This is a genomic window from Edaphobacter acidisoli, assembly GCF_014642855.1.
Taxonomy (GTDB): Bacteria; Acidobacteriota; Terriglobia; order Terriglobales; family Acidobacteriaceae; genus Edaphobacter; species Edaphobacter acidisoli.
In genome coordinates this window covers 1,924,114-1,946,000 of the sequence record NZ_BMJB01000001.1, presented here as the reverse complement: position 1 = coordinate 1,946,000, position 21,887 = coordinate 1,924,114, and the positions used below count along the sequence as shown (strand labels likewise).

Genomic DNA, 21,887 nt, shown 5'->3' with positions numbered 1-21,887 from the left:
TTCGGTAGGATAAAGCGCGTGGCCACACACGATCTGACCCCAGTCCGGGCCCTCAGTAAATCACGCGAGGTCTTTGAGAGGCTGCGCAGCGCGATCTGGTCAGGCGACCTCGCTCCCGGGACGGCCTTGCGTGAAGCACACCTTGCCAAGCAGTTGAATGTCAGCCAGGTTCCCGTGCGTGAAGCGCTCCTGCAACTGGAGCATCTTGGACTGGTTGTGCGCGTGCCCGATCGTGGCACGACCGTGACGAAGCTGACGCGTGTCGAGATCGAGCAGATGATGGCGGTCCGCCGCCATCTGGAGCATATGGCGTTTCAGCTTGCAGGTAGCCGGATTACTCCTGATATCGAGACCACGTTGCGGGCGCACATCCGCCGCATGGAAGAGGCCGCAGCGAAGAACGATCACTTTGCCGTGGCAGATGAGGACTTCAACTTTCATCGAACCGTCTGGAAGGCCTCTGGCAATGAAGTGCTCGAAAAGACTCTGGAGCACCTTTGCATTGCGGTGTATGCGTTTGTCAGCCTCAAGCGTCACGCGGCCGGCGAGACCATGAAATCTGCTGTGCGCTCGCACAAAAAGCTGCTCTCAGCGCTGCTCTCTAAGAATGCCAAGACCATCCGCCAGGGTGTCGATGAACATCTTGTGCCGGACGCCGTCATCCCCCCTTCAATCGCCGAGTAGCTGCCCTCCAGCACATCCAGCCGCTTTTTTCGCGAGGACGTGTCTCTGTATCTCCGTAAAAAGCAGGGGCCGGGAAATTTTTTGTTGACAAACATACTAACGATTATCAATTATCCATAAAGTTTGATTCGCCCCAAATTCCATGCCATGCACTATGGGGCCTTCCGAGGTCAAAAATGAAGTTTGTCGCAACCGTTCTTCTATCGCTCTGTGTCTTCTTTGCCGTCCAGTGCTCCACGCTCGCGTCTGCCCAGGCCATTGCCGCTGCGGAGTTGGATGGCACGGTCGCCGATCCATCGGGCGCGCTCGTTCCTGGGGCGGCCATCACTGCCACCAACACCGAAACGGGAGCAGCCCGTGCCACTACGTCCAACAAAGCCGGCCAGTTTGCCCTGCCCAACCTTCCAGTAGGACCGTACCGTCTGGATGTGAGGATGAAGGGCTTCAAGGATTACGAACAGACCGGCATTACTCTCCAGGTTGGCAATTCGGCTTCAATTGCTGTGGTGCTGTCGATGGGATCTTCCGCTCAGGCCATCGTGGTGCAGTCGAACGCCCAGATGGTCGAGACGAATAATACGGCCATCTCTTCGGTCATTAATACGCAGGAGATCAACGACCTGCCACTGAATGGCCGGCTCGCTACACAGCTCGTTCTCATTGCCGGCGCATCGGTCAACACGACAGGAGGAGACCTGACCGGCAGCAAGCAATTCTTCAGCTCGCAGTCGATCTCGCTTGCTGGCGGACAGGGCAACGGGCTGAACTACATGCTCGATGGCAGCGACAACAACGATCCGTTCTCAAATGTGAATCTGCCATTTCCATTTCCTGACGCGCTGCGCGAGTTCAGCGTCTCCACCAGCGCTCTGCCCGCGCAGTATGGAACCCACCCTGGCGGAGCCGTCAACGCCGTGACACTCTCTGGCACGAATGATTTCCACGGAGTCCTCTTAGAGTACTGGAGAAACAACATCTTCAACGCTCTCGGGTATTTCTCCGTCAAAGACACGCTGCACCGTAACCAGTATGGTGGCACGATCGGTGGCCCTATTCTGCACAATCGCCTGTTCTTCTTCGGTGGTTACCAGGGGACGCATAACGTACAGCAAGCTGTCTCTACTTCGGCCAAGGTCCCAACCCCGGCGATGATTGCGGGCGACTGGTCCACTTATGAGTCGGCCTCTTGCGTGTCTTCGGGGAAGGCGCGGCAGTTGAAAGACCCCTCAACCGGCCTGCCCTATCCGAATAACCAGATTCCTGTTTCCGAGTACAACTCATCCACACTGAAGCTGCTGGACTATCTTCCTGCGGCGGCTGACTCCTGCGGCAACGTCAAGTATGGAATCCTGAACAACAGCGATGAGTGGCAGAGCATTGGCCGCGTCGATTGGACTATTAGCCCGCGCCAGTCAGCCTTTGTGCGTTACTTCATCGACGATTATGGGGTTCCAGCAACCTTCATTCCTCACAATCTTCTCGTCACTACGCAGTCGGGCAATCAGGAGCGGGCGCAGACACTCACGGTCGGTCACACGCTGGTGATCAATAGCAGCACACTCAATGTGATGCACGGCGGCTTCACACGGCGTCGCGACAACCGTCTGCCTGCGGCTGAGGGTATCAATGGCCCTGCGATCGGCAGTAACATCTACTCGCTTGAGAAGAACTCGTTGCGCCTCTCGGTGCCGGGTAACTTCAGCATGAGCTGTTCTTCCTGTGCGCAGGGCAAGTTCAACGACAATACCTTCGAGTTCTCCGACGATCTCTCCATGTCACGCGGCCGCCATCAGATTGATATCGGCGGCAGCGTCATGCGTATTCAGCTCAACCAGGAGAACAACTACCTGTTGGACGGGAGCTATACCTTCGGCGCTTCCTTCAGCGGCGATAATATGTCCGACTTCATGCTCGGCAAGCTCAGCGAATTTTCCCAGAGCGCGCAGCAGGGAACGGCAAACAGGCAGACGCTTCCTGGTATCTATGCGCAAGACACCTTCCGTATCTCTCCGAAATTGACAATCACTGGAGGCCTTCGCTGGGAGCCGCATATCTTTCCGCAGGATTACTTCGGACGAGGCAGCCTTTTTGATCGCGCTGCCTTTGACGCTGGAATCCACAGCAGTGTCTTCGTCAACGCGCCGGCGGGTAGCTTCTACTACGGTGACCGCGGAGTTTTGAAGAGCTTCGTTCATTCAGATTGGATGGGTTTCTCTCCGCGTCTGGGGCTTGTTCTCTCGCCGCGCGGCGGGCAGGATGTCTTTCGCCTCGGCTACGGCATGCTCTACGACAACATCGAGCAGTACTATGACGAGCGCGTTCAATCCAACCCGCCTTTCACCGACGAGGTGGACAACACAAATCCTGGTTCATTCGACAACCCCTGGGCCAACTATCCTGGCGGCAATCCCTTTCCTATTGCGCGTCCCAGCGCCAACATCGCATTTCCCACGTCGGCGCTCTATGTAACCCTGCCTACGCATCTTAAGCCTACGTACATCAGCCAGTGGAATGCGAACTTCGAGCACCAGTTCTCAAGTAACTGGCTGTTCTCGCTGAGCTATATCGGCAACAAGACAACCCACCTATGGGCGGGGCAGGAGACCAATCCTGGCGTCTACATTCCGGGGACCTGTGGCAAATCGGCATGTTCTACGACGACCAACACACAGAGCCGCCGCGTGCTCACGCTCGCCAATCCTGTTCAGGGCGCGTACTACGGCTCCATGCCTACCACCAACGACGAGGCCAACGCGAGCTATAACGGACTGCTGGCATCGCTCAATCACCGCTACAGCCACAACTTTTCGTTACGGCTCAACTACACATGGTCGCACTGCATCAGCGAGAGCGATTTCAATATCGAGCTCACCGGCCCGACCTACATGAATCCCAACAATCTTGCCGAGGACCGTGGCAACTGCAATCAAGACGTGCGTCACGTATTCAACGGCTCTGTGATTGCCACCAGCACCTACGGCGGAAATCATCTGTTGCACTTGCTTCTTGCCGACTGGAAGGTTGCACCGCTTGCGCGCATCACTTCGGGCGGATCAATTAACGTGACCTCTGGCGTGGACAACTCACTCACTGGCGTTGGGCTAGACAGGCCGAACATGGCCAACCCTCTGATCGTCTATGAGAAGAGTACCTACCACTATGCTGATTCAAAGCATGTTTATCTGAATGCGCTGGCATTTTCGGAAAACGCGGCTGGGACCTTCGGTAATCTCCAGCGGAACGCATTCAAAGGACCTGGGTACTTTGATCTTGATGCCTCCGTTGCCAGAATTTTTCCTTTCACAGAGCGCTGGCGTTTCGAGTTGCGTATGGATGCCTTCAACATGCTCAACCACGTCAACTTTAATAGCCCATCCTCGCTGGGAATGAACGCTTCTACCTTTGGTGAAATTCAATCGGCGCAGGCCAACCGCATCCTTCAGTTTTCAGGAAAGATCCACTTTTAGCAGGGTGAAGAGGAACATGATATCTCGTATACGTTTTGCGATTGTTTGTGCGTTGTCTCTGGTTCTGCTTGCGTATCCTTCCGTTGCCGCATCCTCTCCGCAGTGGTCCCAGACACTGCTGTGGAAGGCCGGCACGGATGGGTACGAAACCTTTCGCATTCCCGGCGTCGTCGCCACGGCGCGCGGAACCATCCTGGCGTATGCGGTGGGGCGACGGTTTCTCAAAGACGGGGATTGGTCTGACAGCGACATTTTTTTCCGTCGCAGCGACGATGACGGGAGTACCTGGAGCCGAGCCTACAGGGTTGCAGGCAACAGTCACGGAGTCACCGACAACCCTGTCGCGATTGCCGATCGCAGGCGAGGTGTCATCCACCTTCTCTACCAGCACAATTATGCCCAGGTTTTCTATATGCGCAGCGACGATGACGGGAAGAGCTTCACCCGGCCTACCGACATTACGTCCGCGCTCGTGGGGATTAGGGCGAAGTTTGACTGGACTGTGGTTGCTCTTGGCCCGGGTCATGCCATTCAGTTGCGCAACGGAAGGCTCCTTGTTCCCGTGTGGATGGCGGAGGGAGGCTCGATCGGCAACGGCAGACGCAGGCATTCTCCCACGGCCATCACAACGCTCTACAGCGACAATGATGGCAGGACGTGGCATCACGGCGAAATTATCGCGGTCAATTCGCCGGATTTGCCCAACCCTAACGAGATGCAGGTGGTGCAACTGGCCGACGGAAATATCATGGCCAATATCCGCTCAGGCGGAAAACAGATGCTTCGCGCTGTAGCCATCAGCCCGGACGGCATCAGCCATTGGACCGCGCCACATTTCGACAAGCATCTCTACGATCCTATTTGTGCCGCCGCCATCGTTCGGTATGGCAAGGACCCGACGAGCGGACGCAACCTTATGCTCTTTACCAACCCCGATAGCCAATCGCTCGTAGGCCGTTCTTCTCGCAGTCATGGCCTCCGGCGCAATCTTGTGTTGAAGATGAGCGAGAATGGTGGTGGAACGTGGCCAGCTTCACGGCTTCTCCATGAGGGCAGTGCTGGCTACAGTGATATTGCGGTTGCACCCGATAAGATGATCTACGTTATTTACGAAGGTGCGTTCAAGTCGGGAGACAAGGCTAATAGCGTTACCATTCTGCGATTCAACCTTGCATGGGCCCAATCTCAGGATGACTCTGAACAACATTGAGGCTAGCGGAATTCTTCCGGAAACATGGTACTTTGCTTCTGTTCGATGGTCAGTTGGAAATTCGGCCAACGAGATTTAGATCGATCGCAACATCATTCTCAGCTTTCCAGAACATAAAGCTTGGATTTTTGAGACCCCACTGAACATAGGGAACCGAGAATTGCGCTTTAACGATTACCTTGGCGCCATCCATCTGAATCTGCATCGGAATCGTCAGGTCGTGAGGATTGCCAAGTATGGTGAACACTCCGCTCACCTGAATTGTTGAGTCGCCGGAAGGCGCGATCGTCCCGGCGTAGGTCTTAGGCGCAAAGGATACGGTGGTGTATTGATCCGCCTTGAGAATGTCCTTGTTCATCTTCTTGTCGCGGATGCCGTTACCAGTCTTCCCGCTGCCTGCCAGTACGACCACCGAACCAGATAGTTTAGGAGCATTGCGGTCAAACTCAATCGATCCCGATTGGATATGAAACGTGCCGTTGACGACCTCGTGAGTTGTACCGAGTGTCATCTTGACTTGACTGGCATCGGGGTTGACTGTGAAAGTCTGATGCTGAGCAAGTGCGGTTGAAGCGAGTATGAACGCGAGAGCCGAGACCACGAAGGACTTCATTGCATCTCTCCTTAGTACGATTCTGACTAGCCAGTGGTCACCCGCGCGTAGCTCAACTTCAATTTGCGAAAGCTTCTGGAGCAACAGCGGGGGGCTGGGTCACCCGCGTGAGCGTAGCCGTCACACGCATCGCGCCCGGCCAGACTCTTAAGCAGAACGGCAATACAGCGCGTGCAAGTGCGTTGTTCAAACCGTTGGCGGCGGCCTCGGCAAGGCGCATCTGGGGCAGCATTGCGGAACGCAATTTGGGCTGAAAAATCGTCGCCGGCTCGGCGGCAAGATAAGCAGAGACAGCACTGCGAGCAGTATGGAGCGCAATGGATATACCATCGCCAGTGAACGACGGGATGACAGCCGCCTGATCGCCGATGCAATAGAGGCCCTCCTCCGTTGTGCGGCGAAGATAACCATAGGGGATATGTGTGACAGTGATCGGCTTGGCGAGTAGTGGCTCAGCTCCTGCAAGCCGCATCGCGAGGTGAGGGCAATCCTTCTGCATATTTGCAATGAGGCCCTCCCAGCGAAGACCCGCACGTGTGAAATACCGTTGTTGCACCACACAGCAGAAATTCGCAACGCCGCCTTCCACCGGTTGAATACCCCCGTAGCCTCCGGAATAGAGAGTTAGCTCGGACGCGTCACCCAGGTCAGCGGTCTGAGCGGCAGACAGACGGTAATACATCTTGAAGGCTACCCACCGATGAGGATCCCTGGGGCGCGCGTGGCCACGGAGATCGTGTTTGCCCGTGGCGAGAAAGACTGTAGGGGCTTCATGCGTACTGCCGTCATCGAGGATCGCCTGCCAGCGGTTAGCGGTCGTGCGGCTGAGTGACTGTACACTGCGCCCGCACTTTACGCTGACTCCCGCGGTAATAGCTTCGGCGATGAGCGCCGTATCAAGCGACTTACGTGTGAGCGAGGCTGCGGGAAAAGGCAACGGAGCTTCAGCGGCTCGCCTGGCTGCGGCAAGGCGAACGTACTCGATAGGTACCGCGCCGAGCGAAGCCACGTCAATACCGAGAGCGCGCAGGTCATCGAGGGCTTCGCCGCTCAGGAACTCGCCGCATACCTTATGGCGCGGCGTGGGCTCGCGTTCGATTAGTGTGACGCTTTTTCCTTTGCGGGCAAGTGCGATTGAAGCGGCGCAGCCTGCCACTCCACCTCCTACGATTAGAACTTCATCTTGCAAAGCATCGCTCCTAATTCACTGGATGTCGAACCAACTTGTGGAGGGGCTCCATCTTTTCTAGTAGACGTCTAAAAGGCGGCTTGGCGGGTCATTCTGAACAAAACGTCATTTGAATGGACGAAGTGAAGGGCTATTAGGTATCTCAAAGAGCCAAACTCTGAATCGAGGCCATTGACGGAACGAAGCAATTTCCTTGTCGCTGATGATGCCGTGAAGCTCTCGCCGTATCTTATCCGACAATCAGGCACGGCGAGTGGTGAGTTCGCGCCAGTTGAGGCCGATATCTACGACTAGCAGGGAGACGAGGGTGAAGGCGATGACGCCGACGGCAGAGAGGGTATCGCCGAGGTGGCTCCAATAGCGAGGCCATAGGTTGAGCACACGGCTGGAGACAAAGGTAAACGTCACAGCATAGGAGCGGGCCATCCATTGGCGGTGTTGGATAATGTGGCGATTGCGTGCGGTGACCAGGGCAGCCGCGGTGCAAACGACCCAGGCGGTAGCTTGCATGGCGGTTCCGGGAAAACCGGGACGGCCGCTGGCGAGAGCGACTCCGGTTGCGGCGCCGATGAAAACGGAGATGACGTAGATGCGTCCGAGAACGCGATGGAGCTTGAGGTATCGTTCGCGGATCCGCGAGGAGAAATTGATTGGGCCAATTAAGAGAGCGAGTGTTCCGGCGAGTACATGTGGAATGAGGAGATGTCGGTCTGCTATAACCTGCAAACGATAAGCGTGGTACATCGGATAATCGGTAATGAGAAGGAGCTCGGATGTAATAAAGACAAAGAGCGTGGTGAGACCGAGCGAGGCCCAGAGAATAGTTTTGAATCTGGAAGCGGTGGATCTGGGCGCTAGTGTGGATATTGGCATGATTCGCTCGAATGGCTAGACGAGTGAGGCGCACCATGATGTGTAGCACGGGTGAGAGCCTTCATGTATTCAAGTCTAACGAGAAGTTTCAGAATCGCCGACCTCACTTCCACCGCCCAACGCATAACCGTCCAGGCCGCCATTGCTCCACCGTCACTGCCTCGTGCGGGACCCCAGCAGCAGCCAGCAGGCGTGCCCAATCTTCCTTCCGGAAGGCTCGCCTGAACGATATTGGTCCATCATGCCGCACAAGCCAGTGCCACCGCACCCACCCGAACATCCGACTGGTCCACTTTGATCGCTCCAAATCATTGATAAACCAACCTACCTGCACGGTCGTTTCCATCCATCTCAGCAGGGCGATAATCTCCTCGTCCTCCAGATGATGTGCCATCAGTGAGCTAACGACGATATGCATCGGCTTCTCCGGTCGATACACCATAGCATCGCCGGTCACCCATGTGATCCCGCATTCCTTCGGTGTGAATTCCACGGCTGCACGCGCGGCATGAGGATTCAAGTCGATCCCCGTTAGCTGCACAGCAATGCGCCGTCTCCGTGCCCAGCCTGCAATTCGACGCAGAAAATCCCCGCCGCCACTACCTATATCGACGATGTGTAGTGGATCACGCAATCCATTTGGCAATCGTTTCAGCCAAGCCAGTGTAGGCCGATAGCCCAGCAGCCAGCGGTTGACCGTTTCCAGACTACGCATGCAGTCACGGAAGTCCTCATAGCTACAGTCACCATCCATCAGTTCTGGCAACTCACGTGGCGAGACCCGCTTCCTAAAGTCAACCTTTGCACTAGACCACATGAAAGCGCATCGTCTCCGCTGTTAGACCGGGTCCAAATGACATCGCACACCCGCGTTGCCCAGACCTCGCCTTCTGCATTATCCGCTGTAGCACAAACATCACCGTCGCCGACGACATATTTCCGAAAGACGACAGCACCTCGCGCGAAGTTGCCAGCGCATCGGCCGGTAGTTCCAACCCTCTCTCCACAGCATCCAGAATCGACCGTCCTCCTGGATGAACTGCCCATAAGTCGGTGCCATCGCGGTCGGCCATCAATTCGCCCCCATGTAGCGCGCGGCCCAACTCCACTGGAACCTTGCCCGACAGAAACATGTCGAATCCCAGATCACGGATCTTCCAGGTAATCAGTCCCCTTGTTTCGGGGAGCGTTACCGCCTTGAAGCTGTCCAGTGCGAAGCCCTGCTCGCGTGCAGTAATTAGACTCGCGGCCGCGCCATCAGCAAAGATGAGGAAGGAAAGTATTTGCTCTAGCTGCTGGGTCTCCTGGAAGTGCAGCGTACAAAGCTCCAGATTGACCATCAGAACACCAGCTTTTGGATCTGAGCGAACAATATGCCGCGCCAGCTTTAGCGCATTGATCGCGGCATAGCATCCCATGAACCCAATCACCGTGCGCTCCACATCAGCAGAAAGCCCGATATGGTCAACGATTTCAAAATCCAGCCCGGGTGCATAGAGCCCAGTACAACAAGTCACGAGCACGTGAGTAATGCCGGAGCGCTCCTCTTCGCTCAGCGCAAGCTGATCTACGGCATTCCGCATCAGCACCGGAGCGCTCTCCTCAAACAGCTGCATACGCCGTGCTGTGCTCGGAAAATTAGATCGCCGATAAAACTCATTCGCATCATGCGACGAGAGTCGGTCGGAAGATTTGCGCGGATCAAGGAAGGAATAGCGATGCGCAATGTCGGCGCGGCTCGCCATTCGACGGAAGATCGCACGTAGCCGCTGGTCGACAAGCATTTTCTCCGCGAATTCGACGAAGGCGTCATGTACATCGTGCTCTGGCACGGCAGTGGCAATGCGATTCAGGTAAGCCGTGGTCATGCTTTAAGTAGGCCCTCAGCCCAGATTGTCAGGACTAGATGTCGGATGTATGTCTTGTGGATGCCGAATCACGAAGATACGACAGCATAGCGCAGTCGACTACTTGAGAGAACAGGCTCCGAATTCTCATTACAATGGTTCTCTTTGAGACGAGACCGCTGTTCTTTTGATAGCACTTTGCAGAAAGGAAATAGGATGACGATTCGTTCATAGAGGCATCAGCACCGCGGTATCAATGTCTTACCATGTTGTATGCGCCTTCTGCTGGTTGAGGATGAATTTGAGATTCAAGATTTCGTCAAGCAATCCTTGATCGAGGCTGGATATGAAGTGGATGCGGCGGACGACGGGAGTGCCGCGATTCAGCTAGCGTCTAAGCACGTCTACAACGGCCTCATTATTGACTTGGGACTTCCGGATCAAGATGGCATTGACCTGATTCTTCAGCTCCGACGGTCTGGTATTAGCAGCCCTGTATTGATACTTTCAGCCAGAAGATCGGTCGACGATAGGGTCAAAGGTCTGGAACAAGGTGGGGACGACTACCTGACAAAACCCTTCGCAGTCGCAGAGCTGCTGGCCAGATTGCGTAATCTTTTGCGACGTAATCTGGTTGCGAGTGAAGAGACGACTCGCCTCCGGATACTGGATCTGGAGCTGGATTTCATCAGCCGCAGAGCTTCACGTGGAGGAGAGCTTTTAAATCTAAGTCCGCAAGAATTCGTACTTCTGGCGTATCTATGTCGGCACGCTGGGCGTGTTGTCACTCGATCGATGCTTCTCTCCGAAGTATGGGGGATGAGAATTCAACCTAACACCAATGTTGTTGATGTACATGTCTACCGCCTGCGCGGCAAAGTGGATACAGAAGGCCGTGAGCCGCTGATCAAGACCTTGCGAGGTATCGGCTATGTCCTCAAAGACCACTAATTCCGTCGTGCGTAGCGCTGCATGGCGCATTTCTCTATGGGCAACGCTTGCATTTGCCCTTGGAATAATGCTGGCCTTTGTGATGCTTCACAGCTTTGTAGCCAACGACATCCAGCGTAGGACTGACGCTTGGCTTACTGGAGAGGTGGGAGTTCTCGGTGATGTGGCGGCACGAACGCCAAAGGACCGTCTCTATGGTCGGGTAGTGAGAGAAGTCGCAGAGCTCGCGAGCAGAGAGGTGCCAGACAAACTCCGCTCCAACGGCGATGAGAACGACTCCGTCTTTTTTCTTCAAGCCGGGGACGATGGGACTCTGAAGCTTTGGGTGGGGTCCGGCGACGGGCAGCCAAACTTAGCCGCGATTCGTGCGCAGAAGTTTATCTCTGATGTTCCCTACGACTTGAACGTCAAAGGATTTAATCATCCCTTTCGAGTAGCGTCAGTACGGCTCGACGACGGGAGCCACATTTATCTAGGGCTTTCAGAGCGAGATGAACTACATGTACTTAACAATTTGCGTTTCCGTTTTTTCTGTCTCTGGGTAATGCTTGTGCTGTTCGGTTTCTCGATTGTCTTCTTTGTGACCAGACGCATGCTGGGTCATGTTCGCGAGATAACCGAAGCAGCGTCTCAGATCGGACAATCGGATTTGAGTAGCAGGGTTCCAACTAGCAAGCGGAATGACGAAATTGGGCACCTGGCGCTAACACTCAACCGCATGCTGGACCGGATAGAAAACTCTGTACATCAACTACACACTATTACTGGGGCTCTTGCCCACGATCTTCGCAGCCCGTTGACGGCAATTCGGGGAAAGCTGGAGATCGCTTTATCGGGCGACTTAAAGGGCGAGCAAAGTGAGCCACTTGTCACCGCTATTGATGAACTGGATCGACTAACGGAGTTCCTAAACGTCTCGCTTGACGTCGCAGAAGCGAAAGCCGATGCGCTTCAGCTTTCCCTCACGGAAGTGGATCTTGATGAACTGATTCGAGTCATGATTGACCTGTATGAGCCTTCCATGTCAGAGAAAGGGCTTCGAGTGAATCTGCGCAGCACGGGGCCTGTCACGATAGTGGCAGATGCGGCCCTTCTGCATAGAGTGATCGCAAACCTTCTCGATAATGAGCTTAACCACTTACCCGCCTCATGCACAGTTTCCATACGACTCGGCTCAAACGAAAATGCTGCGACGTTGGTTGTCGAGGATGATGGCCCCGGATTTGCTTCGGAAATTGCTGCCCACATGTTTGAGCAGAGAGTGAAAGGAAGAGACTCCAAGGGGCATGGTCTTGGGCTTGCATTTGTTGAAGCTGTAGTGCTCGCACATGGAGGAAGTGTGACGGCGTCGAATCGTCCAGGCGGAGGAGCATTGCTATCGGTCTCCTGGCCCTGTAATACCGGAGATAAGATCGAAGCCCTCGCTTTTTGACCCCGATGAAGAAGTAACTCTGGTCGCCCCTCTCGTCTTCAATGACCGGAAACTCAGATCTGGGTTTAGTTGTTGCATCTGCATGTTGCCCACGCCATAAAACCATATTGATCCTTAGAATGAATGCGATGAGTATTCCTCGAATCGCAAAACTGGCAAATGTTTCTCTGGGGACGGTAGACCGGGCCCTGCACAATCGAGGGCGTATCAGCGAAGAGACGCGGAGCAAGATTCTTCGCATTGCCGAGGAATTGGGCTATCAAACCAATCCCAGAGCTCGTGCGCTTGCGATAGGGCATCGCCAGTTCCGCATAGGGGTTTGCATTCCCAGAGCGCTGCGCCAGTATTTCGATTCCATCTACGATGGAATTGAAAGTGAGCTGAACCATTTCAGCGAGTTCCGGATCTCGCTCGTCAATTCATCTCCGGAGCAACCGGGAGATTCTCGACACCAACACATTGCTTATCTTCTGCAACAAGACATCCAGGCGCTGATTGTCTGCCCTGGAGATTCTCATGAGCTTACTGAGCTGATTGTCTCCGCGAAAGATGCTGGGATTCCGGTTATCTTTATCTCCTCGGATGCGCCAGCAAACCAGCGCACTTCGGTAGTTTGGGTAGACCCCGAGCTATTGGGAAGAATCGCGGGCGAATTAATGGCCAGATTTCTTGGCGGGCGTGGCCAAGTTGCGGTCGTGACAGGTAATTTGAGCAACCACTCTCATTCGAAGCGCGCAGAATCGTTTGCACGACGGTTTGAAGAAATTGCGGTGAAGGGGAGATGCATAGAAACCGTCGAAGGGCATGACGATCCCAAAGATACCTTTGAGAAAGTGTCAGTACTCTTGCGGCGGAAAGCGAATCTGAAGGGTATTTATGTGGCAACGGGTAACTGTATTCCTGTTTGTGAGGCCATCGACGCACAAAGGAAGGCGAGTGGAGTACAGGTAATTGCTACAGACTTTTTCCCGGAGATGGTTCCCTATTTTGAGCGGCAAATGATTGTCGCTTCCGTCTACCAAAGACCTTATTGGCTGGGACGCTATGCCTTGCAACTGGCTTTGAAGGCGGTTCTGGAAAAAAAGCCGCTTCAGCCGTCGTATCTGGTGCAGCCACAGGTCATCCTGGCATCCAACATGCATTTGGCGCGCGAGTATAAGAAATCGTAAATCTCTTTTTCTGTCGTTTGGTATTGGCTTGGCCAAATTTCGACAGTAATTGCAATAAAAACATCTTGACAGTTACGTTCTCCGTGCGGTAGCGTTACCGCATATTTATAAGCTCATCTGCCTGATATTTGGGCAGGTGAAAGACGTAGAGCAATGGCTGTCTTCGTTTGTGAATGTCATGTAACCGATTGCACGTTAAGCGCATTGCATCCGTGTTCAGGGACTAATGGCACATACATGAAGAACAGCCTGCCAGAAAATTTTAGGAGGATTTGCGATGCAAAAGAGGTCAATAGTTTTTATATTCATGTTCGGCTTGTATCTGCTCTTCGCGGTAGGAAGTTCGGCGAGAGCACAAATGGATCAAGGAGCCGTTACAGGAATTGTGGAGGACCAATCTGGCGCGATTGTGCCAGGAGCTCAAGTCAGCCTTACCAGCAGGGATACTGGGCTCGTTCTTCAGATGAAGGCTGACGCGAACGGGGTCTACACGTTCACGCCCATCAAAATTGGAAACTACGATGTGAGCGCCAGCGCGCCGGGTTTCGAAACTACGACACAGCGGAACCTGCATCTAGATGCGCAGCAACGGCTCAACGTTATTGTCCAGCTCAAACCGGGTGTGGTTTCAACCGAAGTTACTGTCAACACTGCTCCTCCAATGTTGCAGACGCAGTCTGGCTCCACGGGACAGGTGATGAGCACAGAGACGATCAACAACATGCCGCTGAATGGCCGTAACCCAGTGTATGTCGCGCAACTGGCAGCAGGGGTGTTGAAGGGCGTTGGCGGTAGAGGTCTCTCTACAGGAGACTTTACTGCCAATGGGCAGAGGCCGACCCAGAACAACTTCATCCTTGACGGCGTGGACAACAACACGTCTGTGCCCGACTTTTTGAATGGATCGAGTTTCGTTGTGAACCCGCCGCCAGATGCACTTTCTGAGTTCAATGTGCAGACGGGCAGTTACAGCGCGGAATTGGGGCATTCGGCAGGTGCGGTTATGAATGCAAGCATCAAGTCGGGAACGAATAATCTCCATGGCAGCCTCTGGGAATATCTTCGCAATACAGACCTGGACGCGAAGGATTTCGACGCTTTGACGATCCCTGCCTACCATCAAAACCAATTTGGAGCGACCTTGGGCGCTCCCATCATTCACAATAAGCTGTTCTTTTTTGGCTATGCGGAAGCGAGCAGGATCGTTTTTGGAAATACCTATACGCAGTCTGTGCCGACTGCGTTGATGCGGCAGGGTGATTTTTCGGAGTTACTCAATCCCGCACTTACATCTTCAGGAAATGCAGTCACGCTCTATCAGCCGGGAAGCGCGGGGAGTCAGTTGCTGAGTTGCAATGGCAATCAAAATGTCATTTGCCCAAACAATATCAATCAGACCGCGCTCAAACTGTTGAATTTGTATCCTCAGCCCAATACCAACGGCGGGAAGTTGTACAACAACTATGTTGCCAACATGAATGATGTTGCAAATAGCTGGCAATGGGGGACGAGGTTTGACTGGAATGTAAGCTCGCGGGACCAGATGTTTGCGAGATTCAGCTATTTGAATGCTCCGGCGAACTATCCAGCGCCGCTTGGTCCGATATTGGATGGTGGTAGTTATGGGACAGACGGAAAGATCATCAATCAAGCTGATAATTTTGCGTTTAGCGAAACGCATATATTCACGCCTACTTTTATCAACGAGCTGCGTTTCGGTTTTAACTACGGTAACTTCGGATTTCAGCAAGCCACTTTCGGAAATTCTGGACTGGCCGCTTCTCTTGGCCTGGGCGGGGTTCCTGGTGGCGGAGCATTAGGTGGTGGCCTTCCTCTTGTGTCATTGTCCGGGCTAACAGGATTTGGGCAACCTGGTTACTACCCCAATCATAAGAGCGAGAACACGTATCAGATTCTTGACAATGTGACGAAGATCATCGGCAACCATTCACTGAAAGCCGGGATGTTGTTGCAAAGCGTCCGCTTTCCGTTTTTCTCTCCTCCTAATGCGCGAGGGACTTACAACTACAGCGGATTTTTTACTTCATATCCTGGGAAGTCCAACACCGGATTCGGGCCCGCGGATTTTCTGTTGGATTCTATGGCTTCAGCGACTGTTCCCAATTATCAGCATCTTGATTTTTCGCACTGGACTCGCGGAGCTTATGTTCAAGACGATTGGCGAGTAACAAGACGGCTTACGTTGAATATTGGTCTTCGGTATGACTACAACCAGCCGATTAAGGAAGTAGGAGGCAAGTTTGCAAACTTCTACATGCAGGCGCTTGGGCCAGGAAGCGGGACCGCGACGCTGACCTATGCGGCATCGCAACAGAGCACTTATCTGGCGCCGGTGTTCACGAACCTGCTGGCAGCCAACAATGTGGCAATTCAATATACGAAGAATCCGTTTCTTGTGAACAGCCAGAAGACGAATTTCTCTCCCAGATTTGGGTTTGCCTTTAGCCCGGATGATAAGACGGTCATTCGCGGAGGATACGGCATCTTCTATGGCGGAGTAGAGAATACTGGAGGTCCGGAGACGTTGCAGAACTATCCATTCCAGTTCACCTCTAACTTCAATCGCGGTAGTTCGTGTACTCCAGGAAATTGCGCAACGGACGGGATCTATCTTGCTACCGGGTTTGAGCAATACCTTGCTGCCGGGTTGGCGAACCTGGTTTCGACGCCTTCGTTTGCAGGGTCGCAGCCCAACATTCAGAACCCATATACAGAGTCCTACAATTTGACTTTCCAGCGTGCTCTTTCGGCAAATGTGGTGGCAAGCCTGGGATATGTGGGTGATGTGACTCGCCACTTGATTATCAATGTGAATACTAATGCGCCGGCAGCGCTGATTGATCCGCGATTGAGTACGCAGACAGTCACCCCGTTTCCAGCGTTTGGCAGTGTTGGTACGAATGAGTATGTAGGAATTTCCAGCTATAACTCATTGCAGACCAAACTCGAAAAACGGTATGAGAACGGCTTGAATTTTCTGGCGACTTATACATGGGCGCACGCAATGGATGATGCCAGTCAGCCCCTTGGAGGATCAGGGTATCGAGGCCTCAATTTGATTGGTGTAAGAAACGATTTTGCTAACTCGCAGGCGGATGTTCGCCATCGCGTTACCTTCAATGGCTACTATCAACTTCCCTTTGGAAAGGGCCGGAAGTTCGCCAATCACGGTGGAGTTCTTGATGTTCTTGCCGGAGGCTGGGCTGGAGATCTGCAATTTACAGCACAGACGGGGTTTCCATTCAGTGTAGGGACAAACCTGGGAAGCGCAGGGCCCAATGGAGGATCAGCAAATGCGATTCTGATTCGCAATCCATTTACACCTGGAGGTACGCCTGACCCGAGCGTCTCCGCAGTTGGTAGCGTGACCTGTGCTGCCAGCACGCGAAATACAACACACTGGTACAACCCGTGCGCGTTTGCAAATCCTCCTCAGGCATTTCCTAATGCGGCGGTGAAAGGTAGTCCGATTAGCACGACTCAGATTACCGGGCTGAACGCTTTGCCCTATCTCGGAGGGCGCTTTAATCAGGTATACGGGCCTGGTTATGAGCGTATTAACGTGTCCCTGTTCAAAAATATCTCGGTATTCCATGAACAGTATGTTCAATTCCGTGCGGATATATTCAATGTGCTGAATACGCCGGCATACGGGAATCCTAGCTCAACAGGTATTGGGACGACTGGAGGACTGATTACCAGTCCACAGAGTTTCCAGAGCTTCACTCCTGATGCGAGGTTCTTTCAACTGTCTGCCAAATATGCTTTTTGAGGCAGAGACTTAGATGCATGAAAGCCAGACGATCTGTTAGCGGTCGTCTGGCTGCAACATTTCCTGTGTTTTCTAACAAAGGAGTGAGATTCGAGTGGCAGATTCGACAAACCGGAACCATCCTACAAGGCGTGATTTTCTGAAGGGCGCTGCACTTACGTCGGGCATGATTGCTACTGCGGCCTCTGGTGCGGCAGCGGCGGATCTTGGTGTATCCGATACCGCGCCGCCAAACAAACGGAGGCCGAATGTTTTGATGATCTGCGCTGACCAGTTTCGCGCAGATTTTATTGGAGCCAGCCATAAGAACTCGTCGGTGAAGACTCCTCACATTGATGCACTGGCCGAGCGCGGAATGAACTTCAGGCAATGTATCTCCAATCAGCCTCTTTGTTCTCCTTCACGCGCTTCTTTTCTTACAAGCAGATATGCGACCGAAGCAGGGGTCTGGAGGTTGGGTTTGGAGTTGGACCACAGTCTTCCGACCATTGCGACTGAGTTTCGCAAAAATGGCTATTCCGCGAACTTTATAGGGAAGTGGCATGTCTCTGCGACGGATGGCAGGAAAAACCTTGGATGGATTCCGCCGGGGCCGTCGCGTGGCGGCTTCGACGATCTATGGGAAGGAGCTAATGTACTTGAGCTTGTATCTCATCCGTACGAAGGAAATTATTGGGACAACGATGGGAAAAATATTGGATTCAAGGACGAGTACCGTGTTGATTTCATCGCCAATCGAGCTGTCCAGTTCATTGAGCGTCAACATGATAAGCCGTGGCTTTTATTCCTCTCACAACTTGAACCGCACCATCAAAACGATGTAGATGAGTTTGTCCCTCCCAAGCGTTATGAGGACAAATATATTGATCCGTATATTCCAACCGACCTGCGAAATCTGCTGGGGAACTGGCGCTCGCGGATTCCTGGCTACTATGGCTGCGTGCAGGCGATTGACGACTGTGTTGGCACGTTGGTCGAGACGCTTCAACGGACAGGTCAGCTGGATAACACGATCATTCTGTTTTTCTCCGATCATGGATGCACGTTCAGAACCCGTATGGGTGAATACAAACGCTCACCGCATGAGCCGTCTATCCATGTGCCTTTTGTCATTGCCGGACCTGGCTTTGATCGGTCGTGTGTAATCGACGAGGTCGTCTCCCTGATCGACATGATGCCGACACTGCTCGACGGGGCAGGACTTACCCTACCGGCCAGTCTGAGGGGTAAGTCGCTTAAGAAACTTGGAGAGAGCGCTCAGGCCCGAAAGAACTGGGACTCGACCGCATACTTCCAGATCAGCCAGTCCATCTGTGGGCGCGGGATCCGTACACGCGACTGGAGTTATTGCGTGTTCGACCCTGCGGTTAAAAACGGCCAGGCAGAAAGCAGTGCTCACTATCAGGATTTTGTGCTGTATTCGATTGCCGATGATCCAAACGAGTCTCTTAATCTTGTCGGACGACCGGAGTACAGAGAGATTGCCGATCAACTTCGGCAGGAACTTGCTTCACGCATTGTGGCAGCAGGTGAAGCTGAGACCACGATTGAACCAATTCACTACTATGCATGAACAAACCAACCGGATTCAGCCGGTTGCATTTCTATACCTTTACCATTCGAGTCGGAGCAGGGATATTGCCTGACGCGGCAGTTTGGTTGTGATGATGACCTGGCCGCTGGTGACAGCGAGCCACTGCGGGGAGTCGAGAAGCTGTAGCTGGCCGGCGGCTTTGAGCGTGGCGTATTGCTCGGGCGTGGGCTGCTGTGGAGAGCCCATCGCCTTCCACACGGTGTAAGCGTTGCTGTGGTGCTCGTCGATGCGGTAGTGATGCAGCAGAACTCTGTGCACGCTGGCGGGTATGCCTGAGATAGTTGTCTGTACCTGAGCGGCTTCGGCGGGAAGGTTGTCGTCGTGATAGTTCCAGAGCATGACTGCGGCGTTGTGAGTGGATTTTGTGGCGAATGCGTCGATGTCTGGCGACTGTCGTATGCCGGAGGCGAGGATTGCGTCGAGCGGTATCTGGGCTGTGCTGGTTGTGCTGACGCGCTCGCCGGACATGAGTCCTGCCATACGGAATATGTTCAACACGGGCTTGTCGATGCCGTTGGTGGCCAGCGAGCGAAAGCCTTCGAAGTAATCCTTGTTTTCAAATTCGAATGCCCAGCTCAGCATGGCGAACAGGTTGGTCTGGTGGCGGTCGCTGAGATCGAAGATGGCTTTCATCGCAGTGGCTGTGTATGCCGGATAGAGTGTGCCGTTGCGATAGTTGTTTGCCGGATTGACTTTGGCGGAGCAGGCGGCGCAGCCTTCGGGGTCGGCTTCGCTGATGATTACGGGAAGGTGTTTGAAGGCTGGATACTTTGCGATGATCGCAAATCCTTTGTCTACGTCGTTCAACTCGTTGCTGAGGCCCATCTGTACGTGTGTGCCGATGACGGTGGGATGACCCTTTGCGTGGAACGAGATGAAATTGAGTGGTATGGGGCCGTCTGTGGCAGCGCTTTTGCCGGTCTGGATGTGTTTCAGGAAACCATTAAGGAAGGCTGCCGCGTGGGTTGAACCGGGGCCTGTGCTTGCGGGGCCCCCGACTCTTGCGCCGGGCAAGGCGGCGCGTACGCCTGCGACGGCGTAGTCGTAGAGCTTGTAGTAGTTTTCCGGAGTCGAGTGCCAGTAGGCGATGTCGGGCTCGTTCCAGACTTCGAAGTACCATTGGAGGACTTCATCTCGGCCGTAGCGTTCGACGAGATGCTGGGTGACTTTGCGGACCAGTTCGCCCCACATGGCGTAGTCTTTGGGCGGATTGTTCGAGCCGCCTGAGATGGTGTTTTGCGGGTAGTGGACCTGATACGGATCGGGGTTGATCGCGAGGTCTTTCGGCATGAAACCAAGCTCGACCATGGGGCGAACGCCGGCGGCTTTGTAGGCGTCGAAGATGCCGTCGAGGATTTTGAAGTCGTATGCCGGCTTGCCGTCGGGGCCGATGGTAAAGACGTTGGTTGAGCTCCACTTCAACTCCGGCACGCCGTTGCCGGATGTCAAGAGGTGGTGAGCGCGGATGTAGACGGGTACTGGACTGAGATTGTGCAGCTCGGTGAGCAACTGCCGTCCATGAGTCATCGTGGTGTAGTTGGCTTCGTCATAGCCGAACCAGCGGTAGATGGGAGTGTATGCACCTTGTGTTTTTGCCAGATCGACATGGATGGAGACTGGAGTCTGTGCTGTCAGTTGCAGAGCGACGGAGCAGAGCAGGGTGATGAGAACAGAACGCATCTTCATGACATCTCCTGAGTATTCCCACTGTAAACGTATTCTCGGGATGATGGGGAAGATGAATGCAGGTTATTGAGTGATTAGCTTGCTGCCGCGTGACTGCGGGTTTTGACGCCGGCGGCGGCTTGCTCGGCGATTTTCTGGCGGGTGATGTCGGCGACCGCGATGGAGATGCCGATGACCTCATTGGCTTCGTCGCGAGCCGGTTGGAAGGAGAGCAGGAGTGTTAAGTGATGGTCAGGCTTGCGAGCGTTTGGCTGTCTGCTTTCGACATTTGTGACGGCTTCGCCTCCGAGTGCGCGGCGGAGATACGGTTCGAGATCGGGATACCAGAGGGGGAGGACGTCGGCTATGTTGCGTCCGAGATGACTGGAGACGGGAAGATTGTTGATTCGCGCGAGTTGCTTGTTAATGCTGATGTAGCGGAGATCGCGGTCGAGGAAGCAGAGGCCCATAGGGGCGCCATCGTAGATGGCCTGGAGGTGTGCGAGCCGCTGCGTAGGCAAGGCTTCGAGCCGTAGCGGCATGGTGTCTTCGAGCGTGGCTGTGCGGAGTTGGTGCGAAGGAAAGATGGTCCGGATCATAAGCAGTTCCTGGAGACCTTCGACCGGAACGGGGCGGCCGTAGAGGAAGCCCTGGCCGCGCTGACAGCCAAGCCATAGAAGCATGTCGGCGTGGGTGGCGCTTTCGACACCTTCGGCGACGGTGATGAGACCGAGACTGTTGCCGAGGCCGATGATGGCAGCGGCGATCTTGCGGCTCTCGCGGGTGTGGGTCATGGTGCGGACGAAGCTGGCGTCGACCTTGATCTCGTCGAAGGGCAGGGCTTGCAGGTGGCGAAGGCTGGAGTAGCCGGTGCCGAAGTCGTCGAGCGCGAGGTGGGAGCCTTGCTCCTTGAGCTCGTTGGCGATGAGGTAGGCGTGCTCGGTGTCGCCGACGAGTGCGCTTTCTGTGATCTCGAGCACGAGACGATTGAGCGGGAAGCTGGATTGCTCGGCAGCCTGGCGGATGTGGCGGGTGAGGGTTCGATCGGTGAGCTGCGTAAGAGAGATGTTGACCGAAAGAGTGAGATGAGATGGGATGTGGGCAGAGATGGCAAAGGCTGAGCGCAGCAGTTTGCCGAGAAGCAATCCGTTGAGACCGGCTTTTTCCGCAACCGGGATGAACTCATCGGGCGCGACTGTTCCGTGGCGAGGATGTTGCCAGCGAGCGAGGACCTCGAAGCCAGTCAGCAGGCCGGAGCGCAGCTCGACGATGGGCTGGAAGTAGGGGACGATCTCATCGGATTCGATCGCGCGCCTGAGGTCGGTTTCGGTGTGAGGGGCCATAAAGGAAGCAGACGTGTGCTCCTATACAGTTTGAGGAGAGATAGTACCCGTTTTATG

General features: G+C 54.3%; 15 protein-coding genes. 8 read left to right on the top strand and 7 right to left on the bottom strand.

Features of this window, described 5'->3' with window-relative positions:
• Positions 1-18 precede the first annotated feature (18 nt).
• From IEX36_RS07830 to IEX36_RS07820, 3 genes are all read left to right on the top strand, one after another.
• Entirely contained in the window at positions 19-684 is a 666-nt protein-coding gene (locus IEX36_RS07830; protein ID WP_188758741.1) for a GntR family transcriptional regulator, read from the top strand.
• 176 nt (positions 685-860) lie between these two features.
• Complete coding sequence (locus IEX36_RS07825) at positions 861-4,151, top strand: TonB-dependent receptor (RefSeq protein WP_188758738.1); 3,291 nt, start codon at positions 861-863, stop codon at positions 4,149-4,151.
• Between the two features lie 16 nt (positions 4,152-4,167).
• Positions 4,168-5,361, top strand: coding sequence for a sialidase family protein (locus tag IEX36_RS07820; RefSeq protein ID WP_188758737.1), 1,194 nt, complete (start codon positions 4,168-4,170; stop codon positions 5,359-5,361).
• Between the two features lie 49 nt (positions 5,362-5,410).
• Here the strand turns inward: IEX36_RS07820 and IEX36_RS07815 are convergent, their stop codons facing one another.
• The 5 genes from IEX36_RS07815 to IEX36_RS07795 form a co-directional block, all read right to left on the bottom strand.
• The gene (locus IEX36_RS07815; protein ID WP_188758735.1) at positions 5,411-5,974 is read right to left on the bottom strand and encodes a YceI family protein; all 564 of its coding nucleotides are present in this window, start codon (positions 5,972-5,974) and stop codon (positions 5,411-5,413) included.
• A gap of 58 nt (positions 5,975-6,032) precedes the next feature.
• The gene (locus IEX36_RS07810; RefSeq protein WP_188758733.1) at positions 6,033-7,163 is read right to left on the bottom strand and encodes an NAD(P)/FAD-dependent oxidoreductase; all 1,131 of its coding nucleotides are present in this window, start codon (positions 7,161-7,163) and stop codon (positions 6,033-6,035) included.
• A gap of 240 nt (positions 7,164-7,403) precedes the next feature.
• Positions 7,404-8,036, bottom strand: a complete 633-nt coding sequence (locus IEX36_RS07805) for a DUF2306 domain-containing protein (RefSeq protein ID WP_188758732.1) — start codon at positions 8,034-8,036, stop codon at positions 7,404-7,406.
• A gap of 103 nt (positions 8,037-8,139) precedes the next feature.
• Positions 8,140-8,751, bottom strand: a complete 612-nt coding sequence (locus IEX36_RS07800) for a methyltransferase domain-containing protein (protein WP_229668791.1) — start codon at positions 8,749-8,751, stop codon at positions 8,140-8,142.
• A gap of 91 nt (positions 8,752-8,842) precedes the next feature.
• Positions 8,843-9,904 carry a type III polyketide synthase gene (locus IEX36_RS07795; RefSeq protein ID WP_188758729.1) on the bottom strand — a complete coding sequence of 354 codons (1,062 nt, stop codon included), beginning with the start codon at positions 9,902-9,904 and terminating at the stop codon, positions 8,843-8,845.
• 252 nt (positions 9,905-10,156) lie between these two features.
• Between IEX36_RS07795 and IEX36_RS07790 the strand changes: the two genes are divergently transcribed.
• The 5 genes from IEX36_RS07790 to IEX36_RS07770 all read left to right on the top strand — a co-directional run bounded on the left by IEX36_RS07790 (position 10,157) and on the right by IEX36_RS07770 (position 18,801).
• Positions 10,157-10,834 carry a winged helix-turn-helix domain-containing protein gene (locus tag IEX36_RS07790; protein WP_188758728.1) on the top strand — a complete coding sequence of 226 codons (678 nt, stop codon included), beginning with the start codon at positions 10,157-10,159 and terminating at the stop codon, positions 10,832-10,834.
• Positions 10,815-12,266, top strand: coding sequence for an ATP-binding protein (locus tag IEX36_RS07785; protein WP_188758727.1), 1,452 nt, complete (start codon positions 10,815-10,817; stop codon positions 12,264-12,266). Before IEX36_RS07790 ends, IEX36_RS07785 begins: the two co-directional genes overlap by 20 nt.
• Before the next feature lie 128 nt (positions 12,267-12,394).
• Entirely contained in the window at positions 12,395-13,435 is a 1,041-nt protein-coding gene (locus tag IEX36_RS07780) for a substrate-binding domain-containing protein (RefSeq protein WP_188758726.1), read from the top strand.
• Between the two features lie 277 nt (positions 13,436-13,712).
• On the top strand, positions 13,713-17,228 hold the full coding sequence (locus tag IEX36_RS07775) for a TonB-dependent receptor (protein ID WP_188758725.1): 3,516 nt from the start codon (positions 13,713-13,715) through the stop codon (positions 17,226-17,228).
• Positions 17,229-17,322: 94 nt separating this feature from the next.
• Positions 17,323-18,801 (top strand): sulfatase-like hydrolase/transferase, encoded by a 1,479-nt coding sequence (locus tag IEX36_RS07770; protein WP_229668790.1) that lies wholly within the window; start codon positions 17,323-17,325, stop codon positions 18,799-18,801.
• A gap of 39 nt (positions 18,802-18,840) precedes the next feature.
• On the opposite strand, the gene IEX36_RS07765 is transcribed toward IEX36_RS07770, so the two are convergent.
• Positions 18,841-20,508, bottom strand: a complete 1,668-nt coding sequence (locus tag IEX36_RS07765; protein WP_229668789.1) for a GH39 family glycosyl hydrolase — start codon at positions 20,506-20,508, stop codon at positions 18,841-18,843.
• A gap of 74 nt (positions 20,509-20,582) precedes the next feature.
• On the bottom strand, positions 20,583-21,830 hold the full coding sequence (locus IEX36_RS07760) for an EAL domain-containing protein (protein WP_188758724.1): 1,248 nt from the start codon (positions 21,828-21,830) through the stop codon (positions 20,583-20,585).
• Positions 21,831-21,887: the final 57 nt, after the last annotated feature.